Below are 19,675 nucleotides of genomic sequence, written 5' to 3' on the forward strand. Positions count from 1 at the left end.
GATCTGGCCTCCGTCGCAATCTGCGAAACCCGCACAGCCCCTTCCCGCTGACGGTCTCTGTACGCCATCGCGACCTTCGAGGTCGTAACGGCTCCCTGAGCACGCTTCGGGTTCGGCGCCCATCATCGCCGCGCGTTCGTGCATATTCCATTCGTTTCACAAGGGAGAACTCGTGGAGTCCATCTCCGAGATCCACACCGACGCCCAGGCCGACGAGCGCGCTGAGGCGCCCGAGAACGCCGAGACCGTCGAGACCACCGACGACACCGCTGCGGCGACATCCGTCGACGACGCCGACGAGGCGCCTGCCGCCGACGAGGCGCCGGCTGCCGACGCCGAGGCGCCGGCGGAGGCACCCGTCGACGCCGCCGACGACGCGGAGGCTGCCGCTCCGGCCGCCGAAGCCGCGCCCGCCGAGGCCGTCGCCCCGACCGAGGACGCCGCGCCCGCCGAGGCCGCCGCCCCCGCCGAGGAGGCGCCCGCCAAGGCACCCCGCAAGCGCGCACCGCGTCGCGCGAAGACCGGCGACGCCCCGGTCCGCAAGACGGCGGCCAAGAAGAACGCGACCGACGAGGCGGAGGTCTCCGCCGAGACGCCCGCCGAGGACGCGCCCGCGGATGCCGCCGGCTCGGACGCCGGCACCACCGCCGAGGTCGCACCGACCGAGGACGCCGCCCCCGCAGCGGGCGAGGCGCCCGCCTCGACCGAGGCCGGAGAGTCCCAGCCCGCCGCCGAGGCCGCGGAGCCCGCCGCCGAGGCGCCCAAGGCCCCGCGGGGTCGCGGTCGCGGCTCCCGCGCGAAGAAGACCGCCGTCGAGGAGGCACCTGCCGCCGAGGCCGTCGAGCCCGCGGCCGACTCCGCCGCCGAACCGGCATCCGACGCTTCGGACTCCACGCCCGCCGCCGACGCGACGGACGGGGCCGCCGAGGGCGGTCGGTCCGAGGGCGACCGGTCCGACGGTGATCGCTCCGAGGGCGACCGCTCCGACGGCGACGAGACCTCCGGCCGTGGCCGCGGCCGCAGCCGGAACCGGAACCGGAACCGCAACTCCGGCGGCCAGAACGCGCAGAACGGCCAGAACCAGGGCGGCAACGCCCCCGCCGGCAACACCGGCCCGGCCGCGCAGAACGCCTCCGACGACGACGGCGAGCCCGGTGGGAACGGCCGCGGCCGTCAGCGCAACAAGCGTCGCGGTGCGCAGAACGCCGATGAGTTCGACACCGAGATCGGCGAGGACGACGTCCTCATCCCGATCGCCGGCATCCTGGACGTCCTCGACAACTACGCCTTCGTCCGCACCACGGGGTACCTCCCCGGTCCGCAGGACGTCTACGTCTCGCTCGGTCAGGTCAAGAAGTACCACCTACGCAAGGGCGACGCCGTCGTGGGTGCGATCAAGCAGCCGCGCGAGGGCGAGCAGTCCGGCCGTCAGAAGTACAACGCGCTGGTCAAGGTCGACGCCGTCAACGGTCTGTCCGTGGACGACGCCGCCGGCCGTGTGGAGTTCGGCAACCTGACGCCGCTGTACCCGCAGGACCGCCTGCGCTTGGAGACGGCGCCCGAGAAGCTGACCCAGCGGATCATCGATCTGGTCGCCCCGATCGGGAAGGGCCAGCGCGGTCTCATCGTCGCGCCGCCCAAGGCCGGGAAGACCATCGTGCTCCAGCAGATCGCCAACGCGATCGCGACGAACAATCCCGAGGTGCACCTGATGGTCGTCCTCGTGGACGAGCGTCCCGAAGAGGTCACCGACATGCAGCGGACCGTGAAGGGCGAGGTCATCGCCTCGACCTTCGACCGTCCCGCCGAGGACCACACGACCGTCGCCGAACTCGCCATCGAGCGTGCGAAGCGCCTCGTGGAGCTCGGTCGCGATGTCGTCGTGCTGCTCGACTCGATCACCCGCCTCGGGCGTGCGTACAACATCTCGGCGCCGACGTCGGGTCGCGTGCTCACCGGCGGTGTCGACGCCTCGGCGCTGTACCCGCCCAAGCGCTTCTTCGGCGCGGCGCGCAACATCGAGAACGGCGGATCGCTCACGATCCTCGCCACGGCGCTCGTGGAGACCGGGTCCAAGATGGACGAGGTCATCTTCGAGGAGTTCAAGGGAACCGGCAACAGCGAGCTGCGTCTGTCGCGTCAGCTCGCCGACAAGCGGATCTTCCCCGCGGTCGACGTCAACGCCTCCAGCACGCGTCGCGAAGAGATGCTGCTCTCGGCGGACGAAGTCAAGATCACCTGGAAGCTCCGCCGCGCGCTGGCGGGCCTGGACCCCCAGCAGGCGCTGGAGGTCGTGCTCGGCAAGCTGAAGGAGACGCAGTCCAACGTCGAGTTCCTCGTGCAGATGCAGAAGTCGATCCCGGCGCCCACCGGCTCCCACGCCGGCGGTCACAGCCACGGTCACGACAACAGCATCCGCTGAGTCGTCCCCGCCGTGTTCGATTCCGTCGCCGCGCTGATCCAGGAGCACCAGGCCGTCCAGGTCGAGCTCTCGGATCCCGCGGTGCACGCGGATGCCGCGCGGGCCAAACGGGTCAACCGGCGCTACGCCGAGCTGTCGCGGATCGTCGCGGCCCACGACGCCTGGGTCGCGGCGTCCGATGACCTCGCCGCGGCGCAGGAGCTGGCCAAAGAGGACGCCGTCTTCGCCGAGGAGGTCCCCGGCATGCAGGCGCGCGTCGCCGAGGCGCAGGAGAAGCTCCGCCGGCTGCTGATCCCGCGCGATCCGGACGACGCCCGGGACGTGATCATGGAGATCAAGCAGGGGGAGGGGGGCGCCGAGAGCGCCCTGTTCGCCGCGGACCTGCTGCGGATGTACATCCAGTACGCCACCGCGCAGGGGTGGAAGACCGAGCTGCTCGAACGCAACGAATCCGACCTCGGCGGGTACAAGGACGTCCAGATCGCGATCAAGGGATCCTCCAGCGACCCCGCCCAGGGAGTCTGGGCCCATCTGAAGTACGAGGGCGGCGTGCACCGCGTCCAGCGGGTGCCGGCCACCGAGTCGCAGGGGCGGATCCACACCTCCACCACGGGAGTCCTCGTCTTCCCCGAGGTCGACGAGCCCGAGGAGGTCCAGATCGACCAGAACGATCTGAAGATCGACGTCTTCCGCTCCTCCGGCCCCGGCGGACAGTCGGTGAACACGACCGACTCGGCGGTGCGTATCACCCACGTGCCGACGGGCATCGTCGTGTCGATGCAGAACGAGAAGTCGCAGCTGCAGAACCGCGAGGCGGGCATGCGCGTCCTCCGCGCGCGCCTGCTCGCGCGACAGCAGGAGGAGCGCGACGCGCTGGCCGCCGACGCGCGCAAGTCGCAGATCCGCGGCATGGACCGCTCCGAGCGCATCCGCACCTACAACTTCCCCGAGAACCGCATCGCCGATCACCGGACCGGCTACAAGGCCTACAACCTCGACCAGGTGATGGACGGCGCCCTCGGTCCGCTCATCGAATCGGCGATCGCGGCCGACGAAGAGGCGCGCCTCGCCGCTCTCGGCACCGACGCCTGACGGACGGCACGGGCTATCCTGAGCCCGTGATCACGTTCCTCATCCGTGCCTTCATCTTCCTGGCGTCGGCAGCGCTCGGCCTCCTCGTCGCCGACCTCCTGCTTCCGGGCTTCCGGATCGACTGGTCGAACTGGTGGGGCTTCGTCCTCGCGATCGTGATCTTCGCGACGCTGCAGAGCGTGCTGAGTCCCTGGATCGCGACCGTCGCGCGGCGGAACGCCCCCGCTCTGCTCGGCGGGATCGGCATCTTCTCGACGCTCATCGCGCTGGTCATCGTGGTCCTGATCCCCGGCGCCGGCCTCACCATCGGCCAGCCGTTCCTGCTCACCTGGGTCCTCGCGCCCGTGATCGTGTGGCTCGTCACGGCTCTGGCGACGCTGTTCCTGCCGATGCTCCTGCTGAAGAAGCGCCTCGACGAACGTCGGGACAAGAAGGCCGGCACCGCCGGCTCCTGAGGCGGGAACCCCGCCGCCCGGTCAGATGAGGTACTCCGGGGCGGCGAGGAGGGCGCGGGTGTCCTCGCCGGCCTTCCGCGGTCGCGCCTTCGCGGGCACGCCGACCAGCACGCTGTCCGGCGGCGCGTCGCGCGTCACGACGGCGTTGGCGCCCACCGCACTGCCGGCCCCGACCGTGATGGGGCCGAGGATCTTCGCTCCCGCGCCGACGGCGACGCCGTCGCCGAGGGTGGGATGCCGCTTGCCGCTGTCGCGGGTGCGGCCGCCGAGCGTCACCCCGTGGTAGAGCATGACGTCGTCGCCGACCTCGGCGGTCTCGCCGATGACGATCCCCATCCCGTGGTCGATGAAGAACCGGCGACCGATGCGGGCACCGGGATGGATCTCGATCCCCGTCAGCCAGCGCGTCACCTGCGATCCGGCGCGGGCGAGGAAGCGCGCCCGCCGACGCCACAGCGCGTGCCACACGCGGTGGGCCCAGATCGCGTGCAGACCGGGGTAGAGCAGGGCGATCTCGAGCGCGCCGCGCGCGGCGGGATCGCGAAGCTTGGCTGCGGCCAGGTCCTCCCGGATGCCGGCGACGGCGCGGACGAGGACGGGACGGCGGCCACCGGGCCGTGCGGCGCTCACGCGGACTCCGCCGGCTCGCGCAGATGCGCGTACAGCGCGGTCGAGAGGTAGCGTTCCCCGCTGTCGGGGACGATGACGACGATGCGGGATCCGCGGGCTTCCGGTCGGGCGGCGATCTGCAGAGCCGCCCACACGGCGGCGCCCGCGGACATCCCCGCGAGGATCCCCTCCCGGGTGCCGAGCGCACGCGCGACATCGATCGCCTCGTCGAAGCCGACCGTCATGACTTCGTCGATGACGGACCGGTCCAGCACCTCGGGGACGAAGTTCGGACCGATGCCCTGGATCCGATGACCGCCCGCGCGCCCCTCGCTCAGCATCGGGGAGTCGGCCGGTTCGACCGCGACGACCTTCAACGCGGGGGAGCGCTCCTTGAGCGCCTGCCCGACGCCGGTGAGGGTCCCGCCGGTTCCGGAACCGGCGACGAACCAATCCACGCGGCCGTCGGTGTCGCGCCAGATCTCCTCCGCGGTCGTGCGTCGGTGGATCTCCGGATTGGCCGGGCTCTCGAACTGGCGCGCGAGGATCGCCCCCGGTGTCTCCGCGACGATGCGCCGGGCGGTCTCCACCGCCTCGGTCATCCCCTTGTGCGGGTTGGTCAGGACGAGTTCCGCCCCGTAGGCCTTCAGGAGCGTCCGCCGCTCCTTCGACATCGAGGCGGGCATGGTGAGGATCACCCGGTATCCGCGCGCGGCGCCGGCGAGAGCCAGGGCGATCCCGGTGTTGCCGCTGGTGGACTCCACGACCGTCCCCCCGGGACGGAGCTCGCCGGAGGCCTCGGCCGCGTCGAGCAGCGCGATTCCCAGGCGGCACTTCACACTCCGACCGGGGTTGTAGAACTCCAGCTTCGTCACGACCTCGGCGTCCAGGCCCTCCGTGAGCCGGTTGAGTCGGACGAGGGGAGTGCCCCCGAACGCGGTGGTGATGTCGTCGTGGATGCGCGGGGGAGTATCGACCGGCGCTGCCGGCGCGGTCATCCCTCGCGGAGGTCTTCGAACAGCGCCGTCGAGAGGTACCGCTCGCCGAAGGAGGGGATGATGACGACGATGTTCTTACCGGCGGCCTCGGGGCGGGCCGCGATCTGCAGAGCCGCCCAGACGGCTGCGCCGGAAGAGATGCCGACGAGGATGCCGTCCTTGGTGCCGACCGCGCGAGCGGTGGAGATGGCATCGTCGAACGCGACGTCGAAGACCTCGTCGATGATGTCGCGGTCGAGGATCGCGGGGACGAAGTTGGGGCCGATGCCCTGGATCTTGTGGGGTCCGGGAGTGCCGGTGGTCAGCAGCGGCGAGTCGGCCGGCTCCACGGCGACGACCTTCGCGCCGGGGACGCGCTCCTTCAGGACCTGGCCGACGCCCGTGATCGTGCCACCGGTGCCAATGCCGGCGACGAAGTAGTCCACTTTGCCCTCGCTGTCGCGCAGGATCTCCTCGGCGGTGGTGCGACGGTGGATCTCGGGGTTGGCCTCGTTCTCGAACTGACGCGCGAGAACTGCCCCGGGGATGTCGGCGACGAGCTCCTCCGCCTTGGCGACGGCGCCCTTCATGCCCTGCGCGGGCTCGGTCAGAACCAGCTCGGCGCCGTACCCCTTGAGGAGGAGGCGGCGCTCGATCGACATCGACGCGGGCATCGCCAGCACGACGCGGTAGCCGCGGGCGGCGCCGACCATGGCCAGGGCGATGCCGGTGTTGCCACTGGTGGCCTCGACGATGGTTCCGCCGGGCTGGAGCGCGCCGGAGGCTTCTGCGGCGTCGACGATCGCGACACCGAGGCGGTCCTTCACGCTGGAGGCGGGGTTGTAGAACTCGAGCTTGGCGAGGATCGTGCCGGGCAGGCCCTCGGCGACCCGGTTCAGGCGCACCAAGGGGGTGTTCCCGAACGCGCTGGTGATATCGGAGTGGATGCCGGTCATCTTCGGGCCCTTCAGAGTCGGTCGTGACAACTGTTCCAGCGTAGGCGACGGGCCTGGGAGGGGGATCTGCCCGATCGCATTGTGACGTGCCGCGCGGTCTATCGTGGAACCCGCCATGACCGACCCCGCCGCCGCGCCCGTCTCCCCGCCCGCCCCGCTCGCCACCGAGCTGGATGCCGCCGCCGCAGTCCTCTCCCGGTCGGGCGTCGAGGACCCCCGGGTGGACGCCGAGCTCCTCGCGGCCCACGTGCTCGGCATCGGTCGCGGCGAGCTGCAGGCGCGACTGGTGACCGGCGGGACGCTGGGCGATGACCAGCGCGACGCACTCCGACGGGTGATCGAGCGGCGAGCGACCCGCGAACCTCTTCAGCACATCACGGGTGTCGCCGCGTTCCGGCACCTCGAGCTCCGCGTGGGGCCCGGGGTCTTCGTGCCGCGCCCGGAGACCGAGATCGTCGCCCAGATCGCCATCGACGCCCTCGTCGCCGCGGCGACGCCGGAGCCGATCGCCGTGGACCTCGGCACGGGAAGCGGCGCGATCGCCCTCGCCCTGGCGACAGAGGTGCCGCACGCGCGCGTGCACGCCGCCGAGAACTCCGTCGACGCCTTCCTCTGGACCAGGGAGAACTTCGACCGGGTCGGCGCCCCGAACGCGCGTCTGGCCTTCATCGATCTCGCCGAGGCGTTCCCCGAGCTCGACGGCGCCGTGTCGGTCGTCGTCTCCAATCCCCCCTATGTCCCCGACGGCGCCGTTCCGCGCGATCCGGAGGTCCGCCTCTACGATCCCCCCGCGGCCCTGTACGGCGGAGCCGACGGCCTCGACGTCGTGCGGGTGCTGAGCGACACGGCGCTGCGCCTGCTCCACCCCGGGGGGACGCTCGTGATCGAGCACGGCGAGTGGCAGGGCGCACCGATCCGCGACCTGCTCACCGCCGCGGGCTGGCGCTCCGCCGCCACGCACCCCGACCTCACCCTGCGCGATCGGGCCACCACCGCGGTCCGTCCCTGACGCGCGGGACGCCCCGGGGCGCGGCATCCGCCCGGGACGGCTCGGACACGGCTGCCGCGCCCGCGCGCCGTAGAATGTGCGGGTTATGTCCCCGATCTACGATTGCCGCAGCGAGGCCGACCTCCTCGCCGGACTCCGTGAAGCCCGCCGCGCCCTCGGGCGCGGAGAGCTCGTGGTGCTCCCCACCGACACGGTCTACGGCGTCGCCGCCGACGCCTTCTCGCCCCAGGCCGTCACACGTCTGCTCGAGGCCAAGGGCCGCGGGCGTCAGTCGCCCCCGCCCGTGCTCGTCGCGGGCGTCGCCACCCTCCGCGCCCTGGTGTCCGAGGTTCCGGAGGCGGTCGAGCGTCTCGTGGAGGAGTTCTGGCCCGGCGGACTGACCATCGTCCTCCCGGCCCAGCCGTCGCTGTCGTGGGATCTCGGCGAGACCCGGGGCACGGTCGCGGTGCGGATGCCCGCCCACCGGATCGCCCTCGAGGTCCTCGAGGACGTTGGTCCCCTCGCCGTGTCGAGTGCCAACCTCACCGGCAAGGCGGCCGCCGTCACCGCGGGCGACGCCGAGGCGATGCTCGGCGAGAGCGTCCGGGTCTACCTCGACGACGGATCGTCGAAGGACGGCGTGGCCTCGACGATCGTGGACGCGACGTCGCTCGCGACCGGGTACGACGGCGAGCCGATGGTGCGGGTCCTCCGCGAGGGCGCCGTGTCGCGCGAGCAGCTGCGCGGTGTGCTCGGAGACCTGCTGGAGCCCGATCCCGACGCAGAGGACGCGGACTCCGCGTGAAGCAGTACGTCTTCACGATCCTCTTCACGGCAGCGGTGACCTTCGCCCTCTCGTGGGGGGTCTGGCGACTCAGTCTCAAGTACAAGCTCTATCCCGGCATCCGGGAACGGGACGTGCACACCACCCCGACCCCGCGGCTCGGGGGAGTGGCGATGTTCCTCGGCGTGGTCGCGGCGTTCCTGGTCTCGTCGCAGCATCCGTTCTTCTCGCTGTTCTGGGTCAACCCCGGCCCGGTGTGGGCGATCCTCGGAGCCACGGCGCTCATCGTCGTCGTCGGAGTCGCCGATGACCTCTGGGACCTGGACTGGATGATCAAGCTCGGCGCCCAGTTCCTGGCCGCCGGGGTCATCGCGTGGTTCGGCGAGCTGCAGATCTACTCGCTGCCGATCGGCGGTCTCGCCGTCGGCTCCAGCTGGGTGAGCTTCACCCTCACCGTGCTGTCGATCGTGATCGTGATGAACGCGGTGAACTTCATCGACGGCCTCGACGGTCTCGTGGCCGGCGTCGCCCTCATCGCCAACGGCGTCTTCTTCGCCTACTCGTACATGCTCGTGCGCGACACCGGCGCCAGCACCTACTTCAACCTCGCCTCCTTCATTGCGGCCGTGCTCATCGGCGCCTGCATCGGATTCCTGCCGATGAACTGGAGCCCCGCGCGCCTGTTCATGGGCGACTCGGGTGCGCTGATGCTGGGGCTGCTGATGGCGTGCTCGGCGATCGCCATCACGGGCAGCCTCGACCCCGCCATCGTCGGCGACAACGACGAGTTCGGCCGCTCCCAGCTTCTCGGTGCCTTCATCCCGATCCTCCTGCCCATCGTCGTGGTGCTCCTTCCCCTCCTGGACTTCGGGCTCGCCGTGGTCCGACGGATGCGGGCGGGGAAGTCGCCGTTCTCGCCCGACCGCAAGCACCTCCATCACCGGATGCTGGACATGGGCCACACCGATCGTGACGCGGTGCTGATCTTCTACGCGTGGACCGCGGTGGTGAGTTTCGCCGTCCTGCTGATGTACATCGGCACCTCGTCCGAGTGGCCGGGCGACTACCTGCTGGGTGTGCTCTTCGGCGTGGTCGGCATCGCCGCCTGCCTGTTCCTGACCTTCCTGCCCTCGCGACGCGGCGGCAGGCCCGTCGACCCCTTCGAACCCGACCCCCGCGACAGCGGTACCCACCTGGAGGACGCCCGATGAGCGCCAGCCCCGTGTCCAGCAACCCGATCCTCCGGGTCACCCTTCTCGCCGGCGGCGCGGTCGGTCTCATCGTCATCGTCCTGGCGACGCTCATCGGCTGGTGGGCGGCCGGAGGCGAGGGGGCGGCGAGCGGCGCGATCGGCGCGGCCGTGGGGATGATCTTCCCGGCGCTGACGGCGGTCAGCATCCTCGTGGCCAACCGCTGGTTCGGCAGTCCGGCCTATCTGCAGATCTTCTTCGGCGTGGTCCTCGGCGGCTGGCTGCTGAAGTTCGTCCTCGTCATCGTCGCGTTCCTGGTGCTGGCGCAGGTGGAGTGGCTCGTGGACATCGTCTTCTACGTCTCGCTCGTCGTCGCCGCCGTGGCCTCACTCGTCGTGGATCTGGTGGTCATGAGCCGCATGCGGCTCCCCGGCGTTTCCGACATCGCCCTGCCCGGGGAGTAGCCCGTGCACACAGGAGCCCCGCGTCCCTGGTAGGCTCTAAGCATTCCTGCGGCTGGTGTGCAGCGGTGACGCTGAGGCCCCGCGAGATGATCTCTTCTCATTCCACCGCGTTGGCATGCTCAGCGCGAGAAGCTGGAGCCAATCCGTTGACTCAAGCGAGCACGATCGTGTCTGCGGCAGATAACCAATTCTCCCCGCCCTCGATCTCCGACTTCTTCCCGCCGGCGCTGCTGTTCGAAGGAACCCCCTTCGAGTTCACGCGCATCAGCATGATCCAGTTCATCGCCACGGCGGTGCTGGTCCTCATCCTGGTGCTCGGGACGCGGCGCATGAGCGTCGTCCCCGGTCGCTTCCAGAGCGTGATCGAGTTCGCGTTCGGGTTCGTCCGCGAGCAGGTGGCCTTCCAGGTCCTCGGCGAGAAGGACGGGCGGCGCTTCCTCCCGATCCTGACGGCGATGTTCTTCGGCATCCTGTTCTTCAACCTCACCGGCGTGATCCCGTTCGCGAACATCCCGGGAACGTCCGTCGCCGGTGCACCCCTGGTGCTTGCGCTGACGGCATACGTGCTGTTCATCTACGCCGGTATCCGGCGTCACGGACTGCCGCGGTTCCTGAAGAACTCGCTCGTCCCCTCGGGCGTGCCGATCTACCTGCTGCCGATCATCGCGGTGGTCGAGTTGATCTCGACCTTCATCGCGCGTCCGGTCTCGCTGTTCCTCCGACTGCTGCTGAACATGATGGTCGGGCACCTCATGCTCGTGCTGTTCTTCTCGGCGACGCAGTTCTTCCTCCTCAGCGGCGGCTGGCTCATGCCGCTCGCCGGCGGCACGCTCGCCCTCGGCTTCGCCTTCACGCTGTTCGAGATCTTCGTCTCGCTGCTGCAGGCCTACGTCTTCACCATCCTCACCGCCGTGTACATCCAGCTCGCGGTGGCGGAAGAGCACTGACGAGTAGCTGTCCGGCTACTCGACCTACGAAAGGAAACCCTCAGTGGACGCAACGACTGTTCTCGCGCAGATCACCGGCAACATCGCGACCGTGGGCTACGGCCTCGCCGCCATCGGCCCGGCCATCGGCCTCGGCATCATGATCGGCAAGACGATCGAATCCACCGCTCGCCAGCCCGAGCTCGCCGGTCGCCTCCAGACCACGATGTTCATCGGTGTCGCCTTCATCGAGATCCTCGCGCTCATCGGCATCGCGACGCCGTTCATCTTCAACGCACTTTGATCCCGGTTCGCCCGTAGGAGTAAGGAGACAGGATGCTGAAGCCTCTTGTCGCGATCGCCGCCGACGAGTACGGAGGGGGAAACCCCCTGCTGCCCGCGGTGTACGACATCATCTGGTCGGGGGTGTGCTTCGTCATCATCCTCCTCGTGGTGATGTTCGTCGCCCTCCCGCGGCTGAACAAGGTGCTCGACGCCCGCAGCGCCGCCATCGAGGGCAACATCGCCAAGGCCGACGAGGCCCAGCGGCAGGCCGAGGCCGCGCTGGAGGAGTACACCGCGCAGCTGGCCGCCGCCCGCAAGGAAGCCGGTGAGATCCGCGACGCCGCTCGCGAGGACGGCAAGAAGATCCTCGCCGAGGCGAAGGATGCCGCGTCCACCGAGGCCGCGCGCCTGACCGCGTCCGCGCACGCGCAGATCGAGGCCGAGCGCCAGACCGCTCTGGTGTCGCTGCGCAGCGAAGTGGGCACGCTCGCGCTCGACCTCGCCGGCGGTGTCATCGGCGAGACCCTCTCCGACGACGCGAAGGCGCAGGCCGTGGTCGACCGCTTCCTCGCCGACCTCGAGGCTTCCGAAGGGGCGAAGGCGTAATGGGCAGCGCGACCACTCAGGCCCTCGCGGCGACGACGCGGGCGCTGGACACCGCGTCGGACATCGACCTCGGCGTGGCCGGTGAGCTCTTCGCCGTCGCCCGCGCCGTGGGCGACTCGTCGCAGCTGAGCGGCGCGCTGGCCGACTCCGCCGCCGACCCGGCCGCTCGCCGGAAGGTCGTCCAGGACGTCTTCGGACGCGCGGTCTCGCCGGCGACGCTCGGGCTCCTGGGCGCCGCCGTCGATCAGCGCTGGTCCTCCTCGGCCGACCTGGTCGAGGGGATCGAGGAGCTGGCGATCCGCGCGGCCGCCCGTGCCGACGGCGTCGCCGACATCGAGGATGAGCTGTTCCGCTTCTCCCGCACCGTCGCCGCCAACCCGGAGCTGGAGCTCGCCCTCGGCAGTCGCCGTGGCGACGACGCGGCCAAGGGCACGCTGGTGTCGTCCCTGCTGAACGGCCGCGCGAGCGCCGCCACGGTGCTCATCGCGTCCTCGCTCGTGCAGCAGCCGCGTGAACGCCGCGTGCGCCGCCTCCTCTCGTGGGCCATGCGCCTGGTCGCCGATCAGCGCGGGCGCACCGTCGCGACGGTGTTCACCGCCGTGCCGCTCAGCGAGGCCCAGCGCAGCCGCCTGGCCGCGACCCTGTCGACGCGCTACGGCACGCCGGTGTCCGTCAACGCGGTCGTGGACCCGCATGTCGTCGGAGGTCTGCGCGTGCAGATCGCCGACGACGTCATCGACGCCAGCGTGGCATCGCGCCTGGCCGACCTCCGTCAGCGACTGGCCGGCTGAGACAAGACTTCCCGCATCAGGCGGAGATTTCGGGGCTGAGGCCCCACGAACGAAGGAAGACAATGGCAGAACTCTCTATCAGCCCCGACGTCATCCGTGACGCGCTGAAGGACTTCGTCGCCGCCTACGAGCCCACGGGCGCCGCGGCCAACGAGGTCGGCACCGTCATCGACGCCGCCGACGGCATCGCCCACGTCGAGGGTCTCCCCGGCGTCATGGCGAACGAGCTGGTGCTCTTCGCCGACGGCACCCAGGGCCTCGCGCTGAACCTCGACGAGCACGAGATCGGTGTCGTCGTCCTCGGCGACTTCTCCGGCATCGAGGCCGGCCAGCAGGTCACGCGCACCGGTGAGGTCCTTTCCGTCCCGGTCGGCGACGGCTACCTCGGCCGGGTCGTCGACCCGCTGGGCAACCCGATCGACGGCCTCGGCGAGGTCGCCGCGAGCGGCCGCCGCGCCCTCGAACTGCAGGCGCCCGGCGTCATGCAGCGCAAGAGCGTGCACGAGCCGATGCAGACCGGCATCAAGGCGATCGACGCGATGATCCCGATCGGCCGCGGACAGCGCCAGCTGATCATCGGTGACCGCCAGACCGGCAAGACCGCCATCGCGATCGACACGATCATCAACCAGAAGGCCAACTGGGACTCGGGCGACGCCACCAAGCAGGTGCGCTGCGTCTATGTCGCCATCGGCCAGAAGGGCTCGACGATCGCGGCCGTCAAGGGCGCGCTCGAGGATGCCGGCGCCATGGAGTACACCACCATCGTCGCCGCCCCGGCATCCGACCCGGCGGGCTTCAAGTACCTCGCGCCCTACACCGGCTCCGCCATCGGTCAGCACTGGATGTACGACGGCAAGCACGTCCTCATCATCTTCGACGACCTGTCCAAGCAGGCCGAGGCCTACCGTGCCGTGTCGCTGCTGCTGCGCCGCCCGCCGGGCCGTGAGGCCTACCCGGGTGACGTCTTCTACCTGCACTCCCGTCTGCTCGAGCGTTGCGCGAAGCTCTCGGACGAGCTCGGCGCGGGATCGATGACGGGTCTCCCCATCATCGAGACCAAGGCGAACGACGTCTCGGCCTACATCCCCACCAACGTGATCTCGATCACCGACGGCCAGATCTTCCTGCAGTCCGACCTGTTCAACGCCAACCAGCGCCCCGCGGTCGACGTGGGTATCTCGGTGTCGCGTGTCGGTGGTGACGCCCAGGTGAAGTCCATCAAGAAGGTCTCCGGAACGCTGAAGCTGGAGCTGGCGCAGTACCGGTCGCTCGAGGCGTTCGCGATGTTCGCGAGCGACCTGGACGCCGCGTCGCGTCGTCAGCTGGCCCGCGGAGCGCGTCTGACGGAGCTGCTCAAGCAGCCGCAGTACTCGCCGTACCCGGTGGAGGAGCAGGTCGTCTCGATCTGGGCCGGCACCAACGGCAAGCTCGACTCGATCGAGGTCGAGGACGTGCTGTCGTTCGAGCGCGAGCTGCTGGACTACCTCCGTCGCAACACCACGGTGCTCGACGACCTCCGCGCCTCCAACGTGCTCGATGACGCGATCCTCGCCGAACTCGAGCGCAAGACCGACGAGTTCATCCTCGAGTTCCGCTCCGGCAAGGGCCAGGCCATCGGCAAGCCGGGTCACGAGGAGGTCGCCGCCGCCGAGGCTGCCGACGTCAACCAGGAGAAGATCGTCAAGGGCCGCCGCTGAGGCGGACGAGGACACAGACATGGGCGCACAACTGCGGGTCTACAAGCAGAAGATCGCTTCTGCTCAGACGACCAAGAAGATCACCAAGGCGATGGAGCTCATCGCCGCCTCGCGCATCCAGAAGGCGATGGCGCGAGTGCGCGCGTCCTCGCCGTTCGCGACGGCGGTGACCCGCGCCGTGTCGGCGGTCGCGACGTACTCCGACGTCGACCACCCGCTGACGGTGGAGCGGGAGAACATCCGGCGTTCGGCCGTGGTGATCTTCACCTCCGATCGGGGTCTGGCCGGAGCGTTCAACTCGCAGATCCTCCGCGAAGGGCTCGAGCTGGCCGAACTCCTGCGTCAGCAGGGCAAGGAGCCGGTGTTCTACCTCGTCGGCCGGAAGGCGGTCGGGTACTTCCAGTTCCGCCGGATGGCCGCCGTGGCCGAGTGGACGGGTGACACCGACACCCCGCACTTCCACACGGCCGAGGAGATCGCGGCGAGCCTGCTCGACGCGTACACCCGTGGCGGCGAGGACGGCGGCGTGGATGAGATCCACCTCGTGTACAACCGCTTCGTCAGCATGATGACCCAGTCGCCGGAGCAGGTCCGCCTGCTTCCGCTCGAGGTGGTCGAGGCCGACGACAGCGCGTCGTCGCAGGTCTACCCGCTGTACGAGTTCGAGCCCGACCCCGAAGTCGTCCTGGACGCCCTGCTCCCGGTCTACATCCAGAGCCGCGTGTTCAATGCCCTCCTGCAGTCGTCGGCGGCGAAGCACGCCGCGACGCAGAAGGCGATGAAGTCGGCCAGCGACAACGCCGACAAGCTCATCACCGATTACACGCGCCTCCGCAACAACGCCCGTCAGGCCGAGATCACCCAGCAGATCGCCGAGATCGTCGGCGGCGCCGACGCCCTGGGCTCCGGCAAGTGACCTCCGCGCACACAGACCACACCGAAAGAGAAGAAGCCATGAGCCTCACCGCTGAGAAGACGGAAGCCCCGGTCGTCGGCCGCGTCGCCCGTGTCACCGGTCCCGTCGTGGACATCGAGTTCCCGCACGACGGGATCCCCGAGATCTACAACGCCCTCAAGACCACCATCGTCATCGGGGACACCTCCTCGGAGATCACCCTCGAGGTCGCCCAGCACCTGGGCGACGACCTGGTGCGTGCGATCGCCCTGAAGCCGACCGACGGCATCGTCCGCGGACAGGAGGTGCGCGACACCGGCGAGCAGATCACGGTTCCCGTCGGAGACGTCACCAAGGGCAAGGTCTTCAACGTGACCGGCGAGATCCTCAACGCCACGCCGGGCGAGACCGTGGAGATCACCGAGCGCTGGCCCATCCACCGCGAGGCGCCGAACTTCGATCAGCTCGAGTCGAAGACCGAGATGTTCGAGACCGGCATCAAGTCGATCGACCTCCTCACCCCGTATGTGCAGGGTGGCAAGATCGGTCTCTTCGGCGGTGCCGGTGTCGGCAAGACCGTCCTCATCCAGGAGATGATCCAGCGCGTGGCGCAGGACCACGGTGGCGTCTCGGTGTTCGCCGGCGTCGGCGAGCGCACCCGTGAGGGCAACGACCTCATCGGCGAGATGGAGGAGGCGGGTGTCTTCGACAAGACCGCCCTCGTGTTCGGCCAGATGGACGAGCCGCCGGGAACACGTCTGCGGGTCGCCCTGTCGGCTCTGACGATGGCGGAGTACTTCCGCGACGTGCAGAAGCAGGACGTGCTGCTGTTCATCGACAACATCTTCCGCTTCACGCAGGCCGGTTCCGAGGTCTCCACGCTCCTCGGCCGCATGCCCTCCGCGGTGGGATACCAGCCGAACCTCGCCGACGAGATGGGTGTGCTCCAGGAGCGCATCACCTCCACGCGCGGTCACTCGATCACCTCCCTGCAGGCGATCTACGTCCCCGCGGACGACTACACCGACCCCGCCCCGGCGACCACGTTCGCGCACCTCGACGCGACCACCGAGCTCTCGCGTGAGATCGCATCGAAGGGTCTGTACCCCGCGATCGATCCGCTGACCTCGACCAGCCGCATCCTCGACCCGCGCTACATCGGTGACGACCACTACCGCGTGGCCACCGCGGTGAAGCAGATCCTGCAGAAGAACAAGGAGCTGCAGGAGATCATCGCGATCCTGGGTGTCGACGAGCTCTCCGAAGAGGACAAGATCGTCGTGTCGCGTGCGCGCCGCATCCAGCAGTTCCTCTCGCAGAACACCTACATGGCGAAGAAGTTCACCGGCGTGGAGGGCTCCACGGTCCCGATCAAGGAGACCATCGAGTCGTTCGACGCGATCGTCAAGGGCGACTTCGACCACGTCGCCGAGCAGGCCTTCTTCAACGTCGGCGGTATCGGCGACGTCGAGGCCAAGTGGGCGCAGATCCAGAAGGAGAACGGCTGATCATGCCGCTGAAGGTGAGTCTCGTCTCCGCCGACGCGGAGGTCTGGACGGGGGAGGCCTCGCTCGTCGTGGCCAAGACCGTCGAGGGAGAGATCGGCTTCATGCCCGGTCACGAGCCCGTCCTGGCGATCCTCGCCGAGGGACAGGTGCGCATCACGCAGAGCTCGGGATCGAAGATCATCGCCAATGCGCAGGACGGCTTCCTCTCGATGGAGGGCGACCAGCTCACCATCGTCGCCGGAAACGCCGCGCTGATCTCCTGATCGACCCGCGCACACATCGCGCCGAACCGGCCGAGCCCCACCCGGGTGCTCGGCCGGTTCGTCATTCACCCTCGACCCCACGGATGCCATGCTGATCCTCCTGCCCCCGTCCGAGACCAAGCGATCCGGCGGGCGGGGCGAACCCATGCGGCCCGCGGACTGGGCGCACCCCGGGCTGCTGCCGCAGCGCGCCGCCGTCGCGGAGGCGCTCATCGCGCTGTCTGCGGATGCCGAGCGCGCCGCCGCGGTCCTCGGCCTCGGCCCGCGCCAGCTGGATGACATCCCGCGGAACGCGGAGCTCGCCTCGGCGCCGACGATGTCGGCCGTCGACCGTTACACCGGTGTCCTCTTCGACGCGCTCGACGCCGCGTCGCTGCCCGCCGCGGCACGTCGGTGGCTCGGCGCACACGTGCAGATCCATTCCGCACCGTTCGGCCCGGTCGGAGCGCTCGACCCGATCCCGGCTTACCGCCTCGGCGCGTCGGCGGCCCTTCCCGGGCTCGCGCCGCTGAAGCGCGTGTGGGCGGATGCCGTCTCCACCGCGATCGCGGTGTCGGCTCCCCGCTTCCTCCTCGACCTGCGGTCGCAGGCGTACGTCGGGCTCGGTCCGATCCCTGCCGAGGTGCCGTCCGCGTACGTGCGTGTCGTCTCCGCGGGCCCCGACGGCGTCGTCCGGGCGCTGAACCACTTCAACAAGCGGACGAAGGGCGAGCTGGTGCGCGACCTCGCCCAGTCGCGCCCGCGGGTGCGTTCACGCGGGGACTTCCTCGCCTGGGCCGAGGAGGCCGGCTGGGACGCGCGCGAGGACGTCGGCGGGGAGATCCTGCTCGTCGCCCGGCATCCGGCGAGCTGATCCGCGCGTTCGCGCGCGTCATGTCCTGTAGCGGGCACGCTCGCACCGCTAGCATGTGGCGTGCGGGACCGGGGGTTCCGACGGCGTAGGACGCCGACCGACGTTCTTGGGAGGACGCTCATGGATCCATATGGCAGTGACGGAGGCATCCTCGCCTTCTATGCCGCTTTCTTGTTCATCGCCTTCATCTTCGCGATCGCGGGCTACATCATCGGATCGATCTTCCTCATGAAGATCTTCGACAAGGCGGGCGTGCAGGGCAAATGGCGCGCCTGGATCCCGGTCTACAACTGGATGGTGTTCTCCAAGCTCGGAGACCTGAGCCCCTGGCTCGTCCTGATCGCCTTCGGCGCGTCGGTGCTCCTCGGCTGGATCCCGGTGATCGGACAGCTCGTGCTCATCCTCCCCTTCCTGGTCATCCTCATGGCCGCGTGGCGCGTGGGGCTGAAGCTGCAGAAGGAAGCGGTCTGGCTCATCCTGTTCTTCTTCCTGAGCATCGTCTGGCTCGGAATCAACGCGTTCGACAAGTCGCGTTGGAACACCGCGATCCCGGCCGCGCCGTGGGCGAACAACGGGTTCCTCTCGGACCGCACGACCTGGGCCGGTGTCCCGGCTCAGGCGCCCGTCGGCGGATACCCCGCCAACCCCGCGACCACCGGCTACACGCCCCCGCCCGCGCCGCAGGGTCCGCCCGCCGGCTACACGCCCCCCGCCGCCCCGCCCGCCGGCTACACCCCGCCCGCCGCACCGCCGGCCGGAGGGCAGCCGCCCACGGCGCCCCCGCCGCCTGCCGGACAGCCGCCGCAGGTCTGACCGATCGACGAAGACCCCCGGGATCCCGACGGATGCCGGGGGTCTTCGTCGTTCCACGGCCCTGAGGAGGGCTAGCGTGAAGGGATGACCTCACCGCTCCCGCATCGGCGCCTGGGCGCCTCGGGTCTCCTCGTCTCCGCCGTCGGTCTCGGTTGCAACAACTTCGGCCGGCCGGGGACGCTCACCGAGACGCTCGAGGGCACGCGGGCGGTCCTCGACGCGGCCCTCGAGGCGGGCGTGACGTTCCTCGACACGGCGGACATGTACGGGGGAGAGCCGGGGCAGTCCGAGACCCTCATGGGTCACGCCCTGCGGGGACGCCGCGACCAGGTCGTCCTCGCGACGAAGTTCGGTCACAGCGGGCGGGACATGGGGTACGGGGTGTCGGCGGGGAAGGCCTCGCGGTCCTACGTCCGGCGCGCGGTCGAGGCCTCGCTCACCCGTCTGCAGACGGACTGGATCGACCTGTACCAACTGCACACCCCGGATCCCCGCACGCCCATCGAAGAGACCCTCGATGTCCTCGGCGACCTCGTGCGCGAGGGGAAGATCCGCTACATCGGCCACTCCAACCTCGCGGGGTGGCAGATCGCGGATGCGGCCCACATCGCCGAGCGTCGCGGAGACGTGCCCTTCGTGTCGGCGCAGAACCACTACAGCCTCCTTGCCCGCGCCGCCGAGCGCGAGGTCCTCCCCGCCGTCGAGCGGTACGGTCTGGGCTTCCTGCCCTACTTCCCCCTGCACAACGGCCTCCTCGCGGGCGGCTTCACGCGCGACCACGCCCCGGAGGATTCGCGGATCATGCGTCAGCGTCCCCACATCTGGCGGGACGCGCCGTGGGAGGCGCTCGAGGCCTTCGACGCGTTCTGCCGCGAACGGGAGATCTCGATGCTCGAGGCGACCCTCGGGTGGCTGCTCGCCAGACCCGCGCTCTCCAGCGTGATCGCCGGGGCCACCCGCCCGGAGCAGGTGCGGGCGAACGCGGCGGCGGGGACCGCGTGGACGCCGACCCCGGCGGACGTCGCGACGATCGACGCGCTCTTCCCGCTTCCCGAAGACCCCGGAGCCCGGGTCTGACGCGCCCGGCGAGGAGACAGA

21 protein-coding genes are annotated in these 19,675 nt (G+C 69.9%); 18 read left to right on the plus strand and 3 right to left on the minus strand.

Annotated features, from left to right (window positions below):
* Positions 1-172 precede the first annotated feature (172 nt).
* From rho to LTL01_RS09210, 3 genes are read left to right on the plus strand one after another with little or no spacing between them, the layout of a single operon-like run.
* A complete protein-coding gene (gene rho, locus LTL01_RS09200) occupies positions 173-2,422 on the plus strand; it encodes a transcription termination factor Rho (protein WP_236968333.1) in 2,250 nt (749 codons plus the stop codon).
* A gap of 12 nt (positions 2,423-2,434) precedes the next feature.
* Positions 2,435-3,514 (plus strand): peptide chain release factor 1, encoded by a 1,080-nt coding sequence (gene prfA, locus LTL01_RS09205; protein ID WP_053547636.1) that lies wholly within the window; start codon positions 2,435-2,437, stop codon positions 3,512-3,514.
* Positions 3,515-3,540: 26 nt separating this feature from the next.
* Positions 3,541-3,969 carry a hypothetical protein gene (locus tag LTL01_RS09210; RefSeq protein ID WP_053547635.1) on the plus strand — a complete coding sequence of 143 codons (429 nt, stop codon included), beginning with the start codon at positions 3,541-3,543 and terminating at the stop codon, positions 3,967-3,969.
* 21 nt (positions 3,970-3,990) lie between these two features.
* On the opposite strand, the gene epsC is transcribed toward LTL01_RS09210, so the two are convergent.
* The 3 genes from epsC to cysK (LTL01_RS09225) are packed head-to-tail and all read right to left on the minus strand — an operon-like array spanning position 3,991 to position 6,511.
* On the minus strand, positions 3,991-4,599 hold the full coding sequence (epsC, locus tag LTL01_RS09215) for a serine O-acetyltransferase EpsC (protein ID WP_053547634.1): 609 nt from the start codon (positions 4,597-4,599) through the stop codon (positions 3,991-3,993).
* The gene (cysK, locus tag LTL01_RS09220) at positions 4,596-5,576 is read right to left on the minus strand and encodes a cysteine synthase A (protein ID WP_053547633.1); all 981 of its coding nucleotides are present in this window, start codon (positions 5,574-5,576) and stop codon (positions 4,596-4,598) included. The genes epsC and cysK (LTL01_RS09220) overlap by 4 nt, the downstream gene beginning before the upstream one ends.
* Positions 5,573-6,511 carry a cysteine synthase A gene (gene cysK, locus LTL01_RS09225; RefSeq protein WP_053547632.1) on the minus strand — a complete coding sequence of 313 codons (939 nt, stop codon included), beginning with the start codon at positions 6,509-6,511 and terminating at the stop codon, positions 5,573-5,575. Before cysK (LTL01_RS09225) ends, cysK (LTL01_RS09220) begins: the two co-directional genes overlap by 4 nt.
* A gap of 115 nt (positions 6,512-6,626) precedes the next feature.
* Between cysK (LTL01_RS09225) and prmC the strand changes: the two genes are divergently transcribed.
* From prmC to LTL01_RS09300, 15 genes are all read left to right on the plus strand, one after another.
* Positions 6,627-7,520, plus strand: a complete 894-nt coding sequence (prmC, locus tag LTL01_RS09230) for a peptide chain release factor N(5)-glutamine methyltransferase (RefSeq protein WP_236968334.1) — start codon at positions 6,627-6,629, stop codon at positions 7,518-7,520.
* An 85-nt stretch (positions 7,521-7,605) separates the two neighbouring features.
* Positions 7,606-8,304, plus strand: coding sequence for an L-threonylcarbamoyladenylate synthase (locus LTL01_RS09235; RefSeq protein ID WP_053547630.1), 699 nt, complete (start codon positions 7,606-7,608; stop codon positions 8,302-8,304).
* A complete protein-coding gene (locus tag LTL01_RS09240; RefSeq protein WP_053547629.1) occupies positions 8,301-9,494 on the plus strand; it encodes an MraY family glycosyltransferase in 1,194 nt (397 codons plus the stop codon). The genes LTL01_RS09235 and LTL01_RS09240 overlap by 4 nt, the downstream gene beginning before the upstream one ends.
* Positions 9,491-9,937 carry a Cg1360 family ATP-synthase-associated protein gene (locus LTL01_RS09245; protein WP_053547628.1) on the plus strand — a complete coding sequence of 149 codons (447 nt, stop codon included), beginning with the start codon at positions 9,491-9,493 and terminating at the stop codon, positions 9,935-9,937. The genes LTL01_RS09240 and LTL01_RS09245 overlap by 4 nt, the downstream gene beginning before the upstream one ends.
* A gap of 167 nt (positions 9,938-10,104) precedes the next feature.
* Entirely contained in the window at positions 10,105-10,884 is a 780-nt protein-coding gene (gene atpB / locus LTL01_RS09250) for a F0F1 ATP synthase subunit A (protein WP_231717954.1), read from the plus strand.
* 43 nt (positions 10,885-10,927) lie between these two features.
* A complete protein-coding gene (gene atpE / locus LTL01_RS09255) occupies positions 10,928-11,167 on the plus strand; it encodes a F0F1 ATP synthase subunit C (protein WP_053547626.1) in 240 nt (79 codons plus the stop codon).
* Positions 11,168-11,199: 32 nt separating this feature from the next.
* On the plus strand, positions 11,200-11,754 hold the full coding sequence (locus tag LTL01_RS09260; protein ID WP_053547625.1) for a F0F1 ATP synthase subunit B: 555 nt from the start codon (positions 11,200-11,202) through the stop codon (positions 11,752-11,754).
* On the plus strand, positions 11,754-12,545 hold the full coding sequence (locus LTL01_RS09265; protein WP_236968335.1) for a F0F1 ATP synthase subunit delta: 792 nt from the start codon (positions 11,754-11,756) through the stop codon (positions 12,543-12,545). The genes LTL01_RS09260 and LTL01_RS09265 overlap by 1 nt, the downstream gene beginning before the upstream one ends.
* Positions 12,546-12,607: 62 nt before the next feature.
* Positions 12,608-14,245, plus strand: coding sequence for a F0F1 ATP synthase subunit alpha (gene atpA, locus LTL01_RS09270; protein ID WP_053547623.1), 1,638 nt, complete (start codon positions 12,608-12,610; stop codon positions 14,243-14,245).
* A 19-nt stretch (positions 14,246-14,264) separates the two neighbouring features.
* Positions 14,265-15,161, plus strand: coding sequence for a F0F1 ATP synthase subunit gamma (locus LTL01_RS09275; protein WP_053547622.1), 897 nt, complete (start codon positions 14,265-14,267; stop codon positions 15,159-15,161).
* 38 nt (positions 15,162-15,199) lie between these two features.
* Positions 15,200-16,648, plus strand: a complete 1,449-nt coding sequence (atpD, locus tag LTL01_RS09280; protein ID WP_053547621.1) for a F0F1 ATP synthase subunit beta — start codon at positions 15,200-15,202, stop codon at positions 16,646-16,648.
* Between the two features lie 2 nt (positions 16,649-16,650).
* Positions 16,651-16,911 carry a F0F1 ATP synthase subunit epsilon gene (locus LTL01_RS09285; RefSeq protein WP_053547620.1) on the plus strand — a complete coding sequence of 87 codons (261 nt, stop codon included), beginning with the start codon at positions 16,651-16,653 and terminating at the stop codon, positions 16,909-16,911.
* A gap of 88 nt (positions 16,912-16,999) precedes the next feature.
* Positions 17,000-17,764, plus strand: coding sequence for a YaaA family protein (locus LTL01_RS09290; RefSeq protein ID WP_236968336.1), 765 nt, complete (start codon positions 17,000-17,002; stop codon positions 17,762-17,764).
* A 120-nt stretch (positions 17,765-17,884) separates the two neighbouring features.
* Positions 17,885-18,577, plus strand: coding sequence for a large exoprotein (locus LTL01_RS09295; RefSeq protein WP_236968337.1), 693 nt, complete (start codon positions 17,885-17,887; stop codon positions 18,575-18,577).
* Positions 18,578-18,661: 84 nt separating this feature from the next.
* Positions 18,662-19,654 (plus strand): aldo/keto reductase, encoded by a 993-nt coding sequence (locus tag LTL01_RS09300; protein ID WP_236968338.1) that lies wholly within the window; start codon positions 18,662-18,664, stop codon positions 19,652-19,654.
* Positions 19,655-19,675 lie beyond the last annotated feature (21 nt).

Source organism: Microbacterium aurantiacum, assembly GCF_021654035.1.
GTDB lineage: Bacteria > Actinomycetota > Actinomycetes > Actinomycetales > Microbacteriaceae > Microbacterium > Microbacterium aurantiacum.